Source organism: Pseudomonas sp. LH21 (assembly GCF_036549575.1).
Classification (GTDB): Bacteria; Pseudomonadota; Gammaproteobacteria; order Pseudomonadales; family Pseudomonadaceae; genus Aquipseudomonas; species Aquipseudomonas peradeniyensis.
In genome coordinates this window covers 5,435,079-5,448,208 of sequence record NZ_CP144367.1, presented here as the reverse complement: position 1 = coordinate 5,448,208, position 13,130 = coordinate 5,435,079, and the positions used below count along the sequence as shown (strand labels likewise).

Annotated in this window: 13 protein-coding genes; 8 read left to right on the top strand and 5 right to left on the bottom strand. The window is 65.9% G+C overall.

Features of this window, described 5'->3' with window-relative positions; translation table 11 throughout:
* The first annotated feature begins 18 nt into the window (after positions 1-18).
* Together VUG52_RS24830 and VUG52_RS24825 are read left to right on the top strand one after the other, a co-directional pair.
* Entirely contained in the window at positions 19-852 is an 834-nt protein-coding gene (locus tag VUG52_RS24830) for a DMT family transporter (RefSeq protein WP_050707226.1), read from the top strand.
* A 31-nt stretch (positions 853-883) separates the two neighbouring features.
* A complete protein-coding gene (locus VUG52_RS24825; RefSeq protein ID WP_050707225.1) occupies positions 884-1,270 on the top strand; it encodes an MAPEG family protein in 387 nt (128 codons plus the stop codon).
* 69 nt (positions 1,271-1,339) lie between these two features.
* Here VUG52_RS24825 and mltA read toward each other — a convergent pair whose 3' ends face one another.
* Complete coding sequence (gene mltA, locus VUG52_RS24820) at positions 1,340-2,491, bottom strand: murein transglycosylase A (protein WP_050707224.1); 1,152 nt, start codon at positions 2,489-2,491, stop codon at positions 1,340-1,342.
* A 119-nt stretch (positions 2,492-2,610) separates the two neighbouring features.
* On the opposite strand from mltA, the gene VUG52_RS24815 reads away from it, so the two are divergent.
* On the top strand, positions 2,611-3,057 hold the full coding sequence (locus VUG52_RS24815) for a c-type cytochrome (protein WP_050707223.1): 447 nt from the start codon (positions 2,611-2,613) through the stop codon (positions 3,055-3,057).
* A 140-nt stretch (positions 3,058-3,197) separates the two neighbouring features.
* Here the strand turns inward: VUG52_RS24815 and VUG52_RS24810 are convergent, their stop codons facing one another.
* From VUG52_RS24810 to VUG52_RS24795, 4 genes are all read right to left on the bottom strand, one after another.
* The gene (locus tag VUG52_RS24810; protein ID WP_186715860.1) at positions 3,198-3,593 is read right to left on the bottom strand and encodes a DUF1090 domain-containing protein; all 396 of its coding nucleotides are present in this window, start codon (positions 3,591-3,593) and stop codon (positions 3,198-3,200) included.
* A gap of 59 nt (positions 3,594-3,652) precedes the next feature.
* On the bottom strand, positions 3,653-5,323 hold the full coding sequence (gene ligB / locus VUG52_RS24805) for an NAD-dependent DNA ligase LigB (protein WP_331832206.1): 1,671 nt from the start codon (positions 5,321-5,323) through the stop codon (positions 3,653-3,655).
* A 145-nt stretch (positions 5,324-5,468) separates the two neighbouring features.
* A complete protein-coding gene (gene metK, locus VUG52_RS24800) occupies positions 5,469-6,659 on the bottom strand; it encodes a methionine adenosyltransferase (protein ID WP_050707220.1) in 1,191 nt (396 codons plus the stop codon).
* Positions 6,660-6,678: 19 nt separating this feature from the next.
* The gene (locus tag VUG52_RS24795; protein ID WP_050707219.1) at positions 6,679-7,671 is read right to left on the bottom strand and encodes an ArsR/SmtB family transcription factor; all 993 of its coding nucleotides are present in this window, start codon (positions 7,669-7,671) and stop codon (positions 6,679-6,681) included.
* Between the two features lie 326 nt (positions 7,672-7,997).
* Between VUG52_RS24795 and tkt the strand changes: the two genes are divergently transcribed.
* The 5 genes from tkt (at position 7,998) to VUG52_RS24770 (ending at position 13,123) form a co-directional block, all read left to right on the top strand.
* Entirely contained in the window at positions 7,998-9,995 is a 1,998-nt protein-coding gene (gene tkt, locus VUG52_RS24790) for a transketolase (RefSeq protein ID WP_050707218.1), read from the top strand.
* 150 nt (positions 9,996-10,145) lie between these two features.
* Positions 10,146-11,207 (top strand): erythrose-4-phosphate dehydrogenase, encoded by a 1,062-nt coding sequence (gene epd, locus VUG52_RS24785; RefSeq protein WP_050707217.1) that lies wholly within the window; start codon positions 10,146-10,148, stop codon positions 11,205-11,207.
* 12 nt (positions 11,208-11,219) lie between these two features.
* Complete coding sequence (locus tag VUG52_RS24780; protein ID WP_050707216.1) at positions 11,220-12,383, top strand: phosphoglycerate kinase; 1,164 nt, start codon at positions 11,220-11,222, stop codon at positions 12,381-12,383.
* A gap of 32 nt (positions 12,384-12,415) precedes the next feature.
* Positions 12,416-12,634, top strand: a complete 219-nt coding sequence (locus VUG52_RS24775) for a hypothetical protein (protein WP_050707230.1) — start codon at positions 12,416-12,418, stop codon at positions 12,632-12,634.
* 159 nt (positions 12,635-12,793) lie between these two features.
* On the top strand, positions 12,794-13,123 hold the full coding sequence (locus VUG52_RS24770; RefSeq protein WP_050707215.1) for an MliC family protein: 330 nt from the start codon (positions 12,794-12,796) through the stop codon (positions 13,121-13,123).
* Positions 13,124-13,130 lie beyond the last annotated feature (7 nt).

Genomic DNA, 13,130 nt, shown 5'->3' with positions numbered 1-13,130 from the left:
TTGCGCAAGGAGCCCCGCGTGCTGGCAACCTCCCTGGTACTGGTCGCAGCCCTGCTCCACGCGACCTGGAACACCCTCATCAAGTTCAGCGGCGAACGCCTTCTGGTGATCGCCAGCATGGACCTTGTGGCACTGGTCTTCGCCGTTCTGGCGGTGGCGTTCGTCGAGTTTCCCCAGGCCGGCATCTGGCCCTGGCTGCTGGCATCGGCACTGGCCGAGCAGCTCTACCGTTACCTGCTGATCAAGGCCTATCGCGTCGGTGACCTGGGGCTGGTCTATCCGCTTATGCGCGGCCTGTCGCCGTTGGTGGTCCTGGGCCTGACCCTGGCTTTTGCCGGCGAGTCGCTCAGCCAGCAGCAGATCATCGGCATCCTGCTGATCCCTTGCGGCATGGTCTGCCTGCTGTGGCAGGGCGGTGGGGGTGATCGCCTACCCTGGTCGATGCTGCCGGTGGTGGCGCTGATTGGCCTGTGCATCGGTTGCTACACCTGGTTCGACGGTCAGGCCGTGCGCCTGTGGGGCAAGCCCTGGGATTACCTGGTGTGGCTGACCCTGCTCAGTGCCTGGCCGTTCCCGTTGCTGGCCGGCGTCGCCCGCCGCGCGCAGTTCGCGCTGTTCTGGCGCACCCAGTGGCGCCTCGGGCTAGCCGTGGGGCTGTGCGTGCTGCTGAGCTACGCTCTGGTGCTGTGGGCCATGCACCTGGGGTCGGTGGCCGAGGCGGCGGCGCTGCGCGAGCTGAGCGTGATCCTCGTGGTGCTGCTGGGCATGCGCTACCTTAAAGAACCTTTTGGCGGGCCGAGACTCCTAGCTTGCGGGCTGGTCCTGGCCGGCATGCTGGTGATGAAACTGTGAACCGATCCTCTGTGAACAAGGAGTCCTGTAGATGACCGTTGCCCTGTGGTGCATTCTCGTCGCGCTGGTCCTGCCGCCGCTGTGCGCATTGATCGCCAAGCTCAGCAGCGGGTACTTTGGCCTGCGCGCCAATCACGACCCGCGTGCGTTCCTGGACAAGCTCGAAGGGCTGCCCCGGCGTGCCCATGCAGCGCAGTTGAACGGCTACGAGGCGTTCCCTGCGTTTGCCGCGGCGGTGCTGGTGGCCGACATCGTCGGCAATGCCGAGCAGGTAACCCAGGATGTGCTGGGGGTGGTGTACATCACCAGCCGGCTGCTCTACATCATCTGCTACCTGGCGGACTGGGCGGTGCTGCGTTCGCTGGTGTGGTTCGTCGGGATGGCGCTGATTGTGTCGTTCTTCGTCGTATCGATTTGAATGCATCGCGGGGCAAGCCCGCTCCCACGCAATCATCGTGGGAGCGGGCTTGCCCCGCGATAGCGCCTGTCAGGGTACTTTCGGCACTTCGGGCAAAGGCTGCCCCTTGGGCCACAGCATCCAGATCTGCCCCTGCTGCTTCATGTTCCCCGCCAGCTCGCCGGCCTCGGGGCCGGTGCCCCAAAACAGGTCTGCGCGCACTTCGCCGGTGATGGCGCCGCCAGTGTCCTGGGCGCCGACCGGGCGCACCACCGGGCTGCCGTCCGGGCGGGTGGTGGCCAGCCAGAGCAGGCTGCCCAGAGGAATCACCTTGCGGTCGATCGCCACGCTGTAGCCTGCGGTCAGCGGCACGTTGAGCGAGCCGCGCGGTCCCTCGTTGCTGTCCGGGCGGGTGCTGAAGAACACGTAGCTCGGGTTGCTCGCCAGCAGCTCGGGCACACGTTGCGGGTTGGCCTGGGCCCAGGCGTGGATGCTGCCCATGGTCACCTCTTCCTTCGGCAGCTGCCCCTGCTCCACCAGCCAGCGGCCGATCGGTCGGTACGGGTGGCCGTTCTGGTCGGCGTAGCCCAGGCGCAGCTGGCGGCCGTTCTCCAGCTGGATACGGCCCGAGCCCTGTATCTGCAGGAACTGCAGGTCCATCGGGTCGGTCAGCCAGGCCAGCACCGGCGCCTTGGCGCCGTCGCGGTTGATCACCTCGGCGGTGTCGTAGGGCTTGAGCAGCCGCCCGTCGAGGCGCCCGCGCAGGCGCTTGCCCTTGAGCTCGGGGTACACGCTGGCCAGGTCGACCACGATCATGTCCTCGGGCACGCCATACACCGGGACGTGCGCCCTGTCGGTGCGAGCCAGGCTGCCGGGGTAGACCGGCTCGTAGTAGCCGGTGATCAGGCCGTTGGCGCTGTTCTGCGCCGAGCGCAGGCCATAGACCTGGAGGTTCTGTTCGAGGAAGGTGCGCACCTGGGCGGCATCGGCCGTGGCCGAGCCCGCTGCCTCGCAGGTGGCGGCCCACACCGGGTCGCGCCTGAGCTTCTCGCAGCCATTACGCCAGGCGTAGAAGCCGGCCAGCAGGTCGTCGTCGCTGACCTGGGGCAGGTCCTTGAAGGTGGCTGGCACGTAGGTGGCAATGGCGTGGGGTTCGGGCTTGGCGCTTTCGCCGCCGTTGCAGCCGGCCAGGAGCGCCAGGGCGGGCAGTGCCCAGGCGAGATGGCGCAATGCAGATTTCATGTCGTCGATCCTGTAGGGGGCGAAGCATGAAGATTCACCCCTGTTTTCTGTGTGGCTATTGGTCTTTGCCCGCGAGGCGGCGATACTGGCCGCCCGTTTTCCTGGCCGAAGAGACCGTGATGTTCAAGCGATTGACCGTAGTACTGCTCGCCGCCCTTGCCCTGAGTGCCTGTGACGGCGTTGATCCCAACTCGCCGCTGGGCCAGCGCAAGGCGATCTTCAAGCAGATGCTCAAGACCAGCGAAGACATGGGCGGCATGCTGCGCGGGCGCCTGCCCTTCGACGGCGTGAAGTTCGCCGATGGTGCGGCGAAGCTGGACAGCCTGGCCCACGCGCCGTGGCAGCATTTCCCGCAGGTGCGCGACGCGGGCGACAGCAGCGCGCGGGCCGAGGTCTGGGAGCGCCAGGCGCGGTTCCAGGACCTGGCCCGGCAACTGGAGGGCGTCACCGGCGAGTTGGTCGCGGTGACCCGTGCCCAGCCGCTGGATGCGGCGCAGGTGAAGGCGCCGATGGACAGGGTCGAGGCGGCGTGCAAGGCCTGTCATAGCGAGTTTCGCAATCACTGAGCGAGTGGGCCGTTGTGGGTGCGGGCTCGTGGGAGCGGGCTTGCCACGCGATGGCGTCGGATCGGCCAGTGACGTTGCCTGGGCTGACGTCATCGCGGGGCAGGCCCGCTCCCACGGTTCGTACACATAAGACCGGTCGGCTAGCGTTCGAGCTCGTCCACGGCTTCCTGCAGCTCCTTCTTCGCCTCGGCCAGCTTGTCCTTGCGCTTGTTGATCTTCTCCGCGTCGCCCTTCTTCATGGCCTTGTCCAGATCCTTGGTGCGCTGGTTCACCTCATGGCGAGCGTCGAGCACCTTCTGTTCGCGCTCCTTGCGCAGGCCGGCATCGGTGCAGTGTTCGGTGACTTCGCTCAAGGCCTTTTCCAGCCCCGCCTGCTGGTCGCTGTTGCCATGGGCGCGGGCTTGTTCGATCTGTTCGCTGATGGCCTGGCGCTTGGCCGCGCAACCGGTCAGGCCCGGCTGCTCTTCGGCGGCCAGCAGCGGGCTGGCGACGAAGCCGAGCAGGGTGGACAGGGCGAGGGACGAAAGCAGTTTCATCGGGGGCTCCATTCGGGGCTGGGCAACAGAAAGCGAAATGCTGCCCTGATCCGCGCAAATTAGAAACCCTCGATTGCATGGGCGCGCAGGTTTCGGGCCAGCGCCTGAACCCGCTCGTGGGCGAAAAAAGCCTGCAATTGCTCTGCTCGACCAGGCCCGACGCCAGGTTCGGCAAGCCATTGCTCGATGTTTCTGGATGCCAGTGTGTGCCAGTCGGGGCCCATTTGCAGGCTGGACGGTGCGGGTACGCCGAGGCCTCGTAGCCAACGCTGGAAAGGCTGGCGGCGGGCCTGGGCGAAAGCAGTCTGCAATTGCCTGGCTCGAGCCTGGGCGATCCCAGGTACCTTGAGCAATTGGTCCTGTTCGAGGCTCAGCCAATCAGTCAGTTGCACGATATGGCCACTCTCGACGAGGTGCTTCCAGGTTTCGGCCCCCAGGCCTGGCAGGTCGAGGCCCTGCTTGCCGCCCAGCCAGGCCAGGCGGGCAAGGAACTGCTGCTGGCAGTCCTTGTCGGCCTGCCAGCAACTGAGAGCGTGATAGGTCGCCGGATCCGGAGCCTGCACGATGGGGCGTCGCGCGGCACGATGCACCACGCTTTCCAGACGTGGAATGGTCAGGCCGGCCAGGCTGACCGCTATCTGGTCACCGGGGCGAACGTCCAGCTGTTTCCAGCTCGCCAGCGAGCCGAGACTGAGCTGGCTGATCCGGCGGTCGTCCAGGGTCACCGGTTGTAACTGCAGCAAGGGCGTGATGCGCCCGGTACGGCCGATTCGGAACTGCACATCCCTGACCTGCGCCAGCGCCTGGGCGAACGGATACTTCCAGGCAGCGATCCAGTAGGGTGCCTGGGCGCGCCAGCGCTGTGCCGGGGGACGGCTTTCCTGGCGCAGGATCACGCCGTCGGTGGCGAAGGGCAGGGGCGAGCGGTACCAGTGCTGACGCCAGCGCGTCGCCTCGGCAACGCCCTCGATGGCCACGCTCAAGCGCTGGCTGTCGGGGAAGCCAAGCACTGCCAGGCGTGCCAGGCGCTCGGCCTGGTTATCCGGGCCGTGCGGCCAGTCCCAGACGAAGAGTCCGATGCCTTCGCCTTGTTCCTCGGTCATCCGTTTGCGCGCCAGCAGCCCGGCGACGGTGCCGCGTGCATTGGCACTGCCTGCCTCGGCCTGCACATGGTCGTCCAGGCGCCAGTACAGCTCGCCCTGGAACACCGCGTCCAGCGGTTGGGAAAGTTGCCGCGCGATGCCGCTCAGCATGGGGATGTGCCGGCTCCAGTCGTGCCCCAGCGTGCCATCGCCACGGCTGAGCAGACCCGTCAGTTGTCCCTGGCGATAGATCAGCGACACCGCGACGCCGTCGACCTTCGGCTGCATCCAGACGTCGCGTTTGCCCTGCAGCCATCGGGCTACGGCCTGCTCGTCGGCAAGCTTGTCGACACCGGTGTGGGGGATGGGGTGAGGGATAGTGCCGCGGGCGCTCGCCAGCGGCGCTTCGTCGTGGGAAAGGCCAAAGCAGGCTTGAAGTTCCAGCAGGTGCTGGCGGCTTTGATCGTAGAGTTCGTCGGCCACCAGGGCGATACCCAGGCGATGGTACTGGTCATCCCAATGAGCGAGGGTGGCACGCAGTTGTGCGATCTCGGCTTCGGCCTGCGCGGTGCCCCAGGCCGGGCACGCGCTCGCCTGGGCGATGGAGTGGTGCAACAGCAGCGCTATGAGTATCAGCAGCAACGGCATGGCCGGCATCCTTGCGAGGCGGGAAGGAGTCCTCAGCCTAGGCGGGCGGCGGCGTTGGCAACGGCGGTGATTTGTCAGCCGATATGTCACAAAAAAGCCCCTGCCGATCACTCGGCAGGGGCTTTCCGTTACTGCTGTAGGAGGCTTACAGGCCAGCGGCGTCGCGCAGGGCGGCGGCGCGGTCGGTGCGCTCCCAGGTGAAGGTGGTGAAGGTGTCGTCACCGACGGTCTTCTGCTGCGGCGTACGGCCGAAGTGACCGTAGGCGGCGGTTTCCTGGTACATCGGATGCAGCAGGTCGAGCATGGTGGTGATGGCGTACGGACGCAGGTCGAAGCACTCGCGCACCAGCTGGATGATCTTGTCGTCGGAAACCTTGCCGGTACCGAAGGTGTTGATCGAGATGGAAGTCGGCTGGGCCACGCCGATGGCGTAGGACACCTGGATCTCGCAGCGCTCGGCGAGGCCCGCGGCAACGATGTTCTTGGCCACGTAGCGGCCGGCGTAGGCGGCCGAACGGTCGACCTTGGACGGGTCCTTGCCGGAGAACGCGCCACCACCGTGGCGGGCCATGCCGCCGTAGCTGTCGACGATGATCTTGCGTCCGGTCAGGCCGCAGTCGCCCACCGGGCCACCGATGATGAAGTTGCCGGTCGGGTTGATGTGGTACTGGGTGTCCTTGTGCAGCAGCTCGGCCGGCAGGGTGTGCTTGACGATCAGCTCCATCACCGCTTCCTGGAGGTCTTTCTGCGACACTTCAGGGTTGTGCTGGGTCGACAGGACGACGGCATCGATGCCTACGACCTTGCCGTTTTCATAGCGGCAGGTGACCTGGGACTTGGCGTCCGGGCGCAGCCATGGCAGCAGCTTGGACTTGCGCGCTTCGGCCTGGCGCTCGACCAGGCGGTGCGAGAAGCAGATCGGCGCCGGCATCAGCACGTCGGTTTCGTTGCTGGCGTAGCCGAACATCAGGCCCTGGTCGCCGGCGCCCTGGTCTTCCGGGCGCGAGCGATCGACGCCCTGGGCGATATCCACCGACTGCTTGCCGATGATGTTCATCACGGCGCAGGTGGCGCCGTCGAAGCCGACATCGGAGCTGTTGTAACCGATGTCGATGATCACTTTGCGCACCAGCTCTTCCAGGTCGACCCAGGCCGAGGTGGTGACTTCACCGGCGATGATGGCGACACCGGTCTTGACCAGGGTCTCGCAGGCCACGCGGGCGTACTTGTCCTGGGCGATGATGGCGTCCAGCACCGCGTCGGAGATCTGGTCGGCGATCTTGTCCGGATGCCCTTCGGACACGGACTCGGAGGTGAAAAGGGAGTATTCGCTCATCTCGATGGGTTCCTGAAATTTACCGATGTTGTATGTCGCCAGTGGTCCGCTGGAAGTGCCGGACCTGGATCTGGAAACCGTTACGCAAGCCCACGTAGAGGCTGTCCCCGGGGGCCAGCCCTGCCGCGTTGGCCCAACGGGCCAGGTCGTCCTGCTCGAAGCCAAGCCACAGGTCGCCGCAGGCTTCGCGCGCCCACCCCTGGTCATGGCTGCACAGTTCGGTGACCAGCAGGCTGCCGCCCGCCTTCACCCGTCTGGCCAGCAGGCGCAGGGCCTGGGCCGGATCGCTGAAATGGTGCAGGACCATGTTCAGCACAACGCAGTCGGCTTCCACATCCGTTGCACCCAGTGCATCGGCCAACTGCAGGTTTACGTTACTCAATTCGTTGCGCTCGCAGACCTGGCGGGCCAGCTCGAGCATGGTCGGGCTGTTGTCCATGGCCGTGACCTGCTCGAAGCGTCTGGCCAGGTCGGGCAGGAAACCGCCGTCGCCGGGGCCGACCTCCAAGGCGCTGGCACCGGCCTCGAAGCTCAGCTTGTCGAGCAGCGCCAGCAGGCTCTCGCGGTATTGCGGCAGGCCGGCGATCAGGTCCTGCTGGGCACGGAACTTCTCTTCCACGCGCAGGAAGAAATCCTGGCTGGTGGCGGCGCGACGCTGCTGGACCTGGGCGATGCGAGCCAGTACCGCTTGAGGCAGGGCGAGGTCATCGACCTCCTCGAGCAGCGCCGAATGCAGGCGACCGCCCAGGCGCTGGCTGTCGGGCAGGGCGCGGCGGTAGAAGATCGCGTTGCCTTCGCGGCGGGTCGCCACCAGTTCGGCCTGGGCCAGCACCTTCAGGTGATGGCTCATGCCCGACTGGCCGATGTCGAAGATCTGCGCCAGCTCCAGCACGCCGAACGAATCATTGGCCAATGCGCGCAGCACGTTCAGGCGCAGGGGGTCGCCGCCGGCCTTGCACAGGGCGGCCAGCTCGTCGCTGCGTTGTGGGGTGATGGGCGCATTGAGGTTCATGGGGCGGGAGTCTAGACAGGGGATGCTGTCGTCGCAATAGCAATATCAAAAAGTTTTGATATTGCCTGACCGATGGCCTCGTGGGGCTGATCGTGGGAGCGGGCTTGCCCCGCGATGGCGCTCGCCCTGGTACTTCCTCCGTCCAATCTGACGCAATCGCGGGGCAAGCCCGCTCCCACGACCCCGCTTTTTTACTCTTTTCCCCGCCAATCACAGGAAAAAAGCCCGACTGCGACCATACGTCATTGCCCCCGGCCCCCCCTGTGGGCGAAAATGGCCGCCTTTTTTCGCTTCACCACCTATTTCAAGCCCCAGGAGACTCAGCGATGCCCAGCCGTCGTGAACGTGCCAACGCCATTCGTGCCCTCAGCATGGATGCCGTGCAAAAGGCCAACAGCGGCCACCCAGGTGCCCCCATGGGTATGGCGGATATCGCCGAAGTGCTTTGGCGCGACTACCTGAAGCACAACCCGAGCAACCCAAGCTTCGCCGACCGCGACCGTTTCGTGCTGTCCAACGGCCACGGCTCGATGCTGATCTACTCGCTGCTGCACCTGACCGGCTACGACGTCACCATCGACGACCTCAAGGCCTTCCGCCAGCTGCACAGCCGCACCCCGGGCCACCCGGAGTTCGGTTACACCCCGGGCGTCGAGACCACCACCGGCCCGCTGGGCCAAGGCCTGGCCAACGCCGTGGGCTTCGCCCTGGCGGAAAAAGTGCTGGGTGCCCAGTTCAACCGTGAAGGCCACGACATCGTCGACCACAACACCTACGTGTTCCTCGGCGACGGCTGCATGATGGAAGGCATCTCCCATGAAGTCGCCTCGCTGGCCGGCACCCTGGGCCTGAACAAGCTGGTTGCCTTCTACGACGACAACGGCATCTCCATCGACGGCGAAGTCCACGGCTGGTTCACCGACAACACCCCGGCGCGCTTCGAGGCCTACAACTGGCTGGTGATCCGCAACGTCAACGGCCACGACGCCGACGAGATCAAGACCGCCATCGAGACCGCGCGCAAGAGCGACCGTCCGACCCTGATCTGCTGCAAGACCATCATCGGCTTCGGCTCGCCGAACAAGCAGGGCAAGGAAGACTGCCACGGCGCACCGCTGGGCAACGACGAAATCGCCCTGGCCCGCAAGGAACTGAACTGGAACCACGGCCCGTTCGAAATCCCGGCCGACATCAAGGCCGAGTGGGATGCCAAGGAAGCTGGCGCCAAGGTCGAAGCCGAGTGGAATCAGCGCTTCGATGCCTACGCCAAGGCCTATCCTGAGCTGGCTGCCGAGTTCAAGCGCCGCGCCGCCGGCGACCTGCCGGCCGACTTCTCCGAGAAGGCCCAGGCCTACATCAACGAAGTTGCTGCAAAGGGCGAGACCATCGCCAGCCGCAAGGCCAGCCAGAACACCCTGAACGCCTTCGGCCCGCTGCTGCCCGAGTTCCTTGGCGGCTCCGCCGACCTGGCCGGCTCCAACCTGACCCTGTGGAAAGGCTGCAAGGGCGTCGAAGCCAACGATGCCAGCGGCAACTACGTGTTCTACGGCGTGCGCGAGTTCGGCATGACCGCCATCATGAACGGCGTCGCCCTGCACGGCGGCCTGGTGCCTTACGGCGCCACCTTCCTGATGTTCATGGAATACGCCCGCAACGCCGTGCGCATGTCGGCGCTGATGAAGCAGCGCGTGATCCACGTCTACACCCACGACTCCATCGGCCTGGGCGAAGACGGTCCGACCCACCAGCCAATCGAGCAGCTGACCAGCCTGCGCAGCACGCCGAACCTGGACACCTGGCGTCCGGCCGACGCGGTGGAATCCGCCGTGTCCTGGAAAGCCGCCCTGGAGCGCAAGGACGGCCCGTCGGCACTGATCTTCTCGCGCCAGAACCTGCAGCACCAGACCCGCGACGCCCAGCAGATCGCCGATATCGCCCGTGGCGGTTACGTGCTCAAGGACTGCGCCGGCGAGCCTGAGCTGATCCTGATCGCCACTGGTTCCGAAGTGGGCCTGGCCGTTCAGGCCTTCGACAAGCTGACCGCCGAAGGCCGCAAGGTCCGCGTCGTTTCGATGCCGAGCACCAGCGTGTTCGACGCCCAGGACGCAGCCTACAAGCAGTCGGTACTGCCGCTGGAAGTTGGCGCGCGTATCGCCATCGAAGCCGCTCACGCCGACTTCTGGTACAAGTACGTCGGCCTCGAAGGCCGCGTGATCGGCATGACCACCTACGGCGAGTCGGCCCCGGCCAGCGCGCTGTTCGAGGAGTTCGGCTTCACCCTGGACAACATCCTGGGCACCGCCGAAGAGCTGCTGGAAGACTGATACAGGTAAGGCGAGGGCCTTTGGCCCTCGTTCGCGGCACAAGGCCGCTCCTACAGGGCATTGCGCACGCCGTTTCCTGTAGGAGCGGCCTTGTGCCGCGAATGGGCCGCGCAGCGGCCCCGTTCAACCGCCGGAGTTCAAGAGCTACCTATGCCCCACCCGCGTCCCTACAAAGTTGCACTCAACGGTTACGGCCGCATCGGCCGCTGTGTCCTGCGCGCACTGTTCGAGCGGGGGGCGAAGGCCGGTTTCGAGATCGTCGCGCTGAACGACCTGGCCGACCAGGCCAGCCTGGAATACCTGACGCGTTTCGACTCCACCCACGGGCGCTTCCCCGGCGAGGTGAAGGTCGACGGCGACTGTCTGCATATCAATGGCGACTGCGTGAAGGTGCTGCGCAGCGCCACCCCGGAAGGCATCGACTGGGCCGCCCTGGACATCGACCTGGTGCTGGAATGCTCCGGTGCCTACCACACCCGTGCCGACGGCCAGCGCTTCCTCGATGCCGGTGCGCCGCGGGTGCTGTTTTCCCAGCCCATGGCCAGCGAGGCGGACATCGACGCCACGGTGGTCTACGGCGTCAACCAGGATTGCCTGACCGGCAGCGAACTGCTGGTGTCCAACGCCTCCTGCACCACCAACTGCGGCGTGCCGCTGCTGCGCGTGCTGGACCAGGCCTTCGGCATCGAATACGTGCAGATCACCACCATCCACTCGGCGATGAACGACCAGCCGGTGATCGACGCCTACCATCACGAAGACCTGCGCCGCACCCGTTCGGCGTTCCAGTCGGTGATTCCGGTGTCCACGGGCCTGGCCCGGGGTATCGAGCGCCTGCTGCCGGAACTTGCCGGGCGAATCCAGGCCAAAGCGGTACGCGTGCCGACCGTCAACGTCTCGTGCCTGGACATCACCCTGCAGACTTCCCGTGATACCAGCACCGAGGAAGTCAACCGGGTGCTGCGCGAGGCCGCCCTGGACGGCCCGCTGAAAGGCTTGCTGGCCTACACCGAGCTGCCCCACGCCAGCTGTGATTTCAACCATGACCCGCATTCGGCCATCGTCGATGCCAGCCAGACCCGCGTCTCAGGCCCCCGCCTGGTGAACCTGCTGGCCTGGTTCGACAACGAATGGGGGTTTGCCAACCGTATGCTCGACGTTGCCGAACACTATCTGCACGTCGTTCACCCAACCCGCAGCAAACAGCCCTGAAGGACTGCATTCATGACCGTGTTGAAGATGACCGACCTCGACCTGCAAGGTAAGCGCGTACTGATCCGCGAAGACCTCAACGTCCCTGTGAAGGACGGTGTGGTGGCCAGCGACGCGCGTATCCTGGCAGCGCTGCCGACCATCAAGCTGGCCCTGGAGAAGGGCGCGGCGGTGATGGTCTGCTCGCACCTGGGCCGCCCGACCGAAGGTGAGTTCTCTGCCGAGAACAGCCTCAAGCCGGTTGCCGACTACCTGAGCAAGGCCCTGAGCCGCGACGTGCCGCTGGTCGCCGATTACCTCGACGGCGTTCAGGTTCAGGCCGGTGACCTGGTGCTATTCGAAAACGTGCGCTTCAACAAGGGCGAGAAGAAGAACGCCGACGAGTTGGCACAGAAATACGCCGCCCTGTGCGACGTGTTCGTCATGGACGCCTTCGGTACCGCCCACCGCGCCGAGGGCTCCACCCACGGTGTTGCCAAGTTCGCCAAGGTCGCCGCCGCTGGCCCATTGCTGGCCGCCGAGCTGGATGCACTGGGCAAGGCCCTGAAAGCCCCGGCCAAGCCGATGGCCGCCATCGTCGCCGGTTCCAAGGTGTCGACCAAGCTGGACGTTCTGAACAGCCTGAGCGCGGTCTGCGACCAGCTGATCGTCGGTGGCGGCATCGCCAACACCTTCCTCGCCGCCGCCGGTCACCCGGTCGGCAAGTCGCTGTACGAACCTGACCTGGTCGAGACCGCCAAGGCCATCGCCGCCAAGGTCAGCGTGCCGCTGCCGGTGGACGTGGTGGTCGCCAAGGAATTCGCCGAAAGCGCCGAAGCCACCGTCAAGGCGATCGCCGACGTGGCCGCCGACGACATGATCCTGGACATCGGCCCGAAGACCGCCGAGCAGTTCGCCGAGTTGCTGAAGACCTCGAAGACTATCCTGTGGAACGGTCCGGTCGGTGTGTTCGAGTTCGACCAGTTCGGCAACGGCACCAAGGTCCTGGCCAAGGCCATCGCCGACAGCGCCGCGTTCTCCATCGCCGGTGGCGGCGACACCCTGGCGGCCATCGACAAGTATGGCGTGGGTGCCGATATCTCCTACATTTCTACCGGTGGCGGCGCGTTCCTCGAGTTCGTCGAGGGCAAGGTCCTGCCTGCCGTGGCAATCCTGGAAGAGCGGGCCAAGGCCTGAGCGTGAAGGCGCCTGGCAAAGGGAGCGACCTGATGGTCAAGCAATTGCCTGTGATGATCGTGGCCTTGTTGCTGGGCGCCTGCTCCAGCAACAAGGGCAGCGAGGCCGATCCGGCGCAGCCGCCCAAGGGCGGTTGCTACCAGTCCCAGTGGCAGGCGGAGACGGCACCGGTGATCAATAAGCGCCTGGGCCCGGACGGCCTGGAAAAGTACGACGACGAACACCAGCGCAAGGCCCCGGGCTGCCCTTGATCGGGTGGCTGGCAACCTGAGCCGGATTTCGTGGTCTTGGACATTGGGGCTGTCGTTGCGGCCTCATCGCGGGGCAAGTCAGCTCCCACGCACTCATCGTGGGAGCGGGCTTGCCCCGGCGATGAGGCCGGTACAGCGCTCCCGTAACGAGGATGTTTGATGAAAGCGCTTCTGGCCGTATTGGCCCTGGCGACCCTGGCAGGCTGCTCGCTGTTGCAGCCGGCCCAACCCGCCCCGGCGGACAACTGGACCCGCTGGGTCTGCGACAGCCAGGCCGAAGTGCTGTGGCGCTTCGCCGACGCGCAACAGGACGCGGTCGATGTCCGCCTTGGCGGCGGCGACCAGGTCCATCGGCTCAAGGCCGAACCGGGTGCCTCCGGCGCGCTGTACAGCGATGGCATGCTGGCCTTCCACACCAAAGGTGAAGAAGGCCTGGTGTACTGGGTGGCGACCAACGATCTGATTGGGCGGGGCTGCAAGGCACCGTGACTGGCCG

Bases quoted from the DNA above. Each gene is read 5' to 3' on its own strand.
- metK (WP_050707220.1), bottom strand. From the start codon at position 6,659: ATGAGCGAATACTCCCTTTTCACCTCCGAGTCCGTGTCCGAAGGGCAT.
- tkt (WP_050707218.1), top strand. From the start codon at position 7,998: ATGCCCAGCCGTCGTGAACGTGCCAACGCCATTCGTGCCCTCAGCATG.
- VUG52_RS24795 (WP_050707219.1), bottom strand. From the start codon at position 7,671: ATGAACCTCAATGCGCCCATCACCCCACAACGCAGCGACGAGCTGGCC.
- VUG52_RS24810 (WP_186715860.1), bottom strand. From the start codon at position 3,593: ATGAAACTGCTTTCGTCCCTCGCCCTGTCCACCCTGCTCGGCTTCGTC.
- VUG52_RS24780 (WP_050707216.1), top strand. From the start codon at position 11,220: ATGACCGTGTTGAAGATGACCGACCTCGACCTGCAAGGTAAGCGCGTA.
- VUG52_RS24825 (WP_050707225.1), top strand. From the start codon at position 884: ATGACCGTTGCCCTGTGGTGCATTCTCGTCGCGCTGGTCCTGCCGCCG.
- VUG52_RS24770 (WP_050707215.1), top strand. From the start codon at position 12,794: ATGAAAGCGCTTCTGGCCGTATTGGCCCTGGCGACCCTGGCAGGCTGC.
- VUG52_RS24775 (WP_050707230.1), top strand. From the start codon at position 12,416: ATGGTCAAGCAATTGCCTGTGATGATCGTGGCCTTGTTGCTGGGCGCC.
- epd (WP_050707217.1), top strand. From the start codon at position 10,146: ATGCCCCACCCGCGTCCCTACAAAGTTGCACTCAACGGTTACGGCCGC.
- ligB (WP_331832206.1), bottom strand. From the start codon at position 5,323: ATGCCGTTGCTGCTGATACTCATAGCGCTGCTGTTGCACCACTCCATC.
- VUG52_RS24815 (WP_050707223.1), top strand. From the start codon at position 2,611: ATGTTCAAGCGATTGACCGTAGTACTGCTCGCCGCCCTTGCCCTGAGT.
- mltA (WP_050707224.1), bottom strand. From the start codon at position 2,491: ATGAAATCTGCATTGCGCCATCTCGCCTGGGCACTGCCCGCCCTGGCG.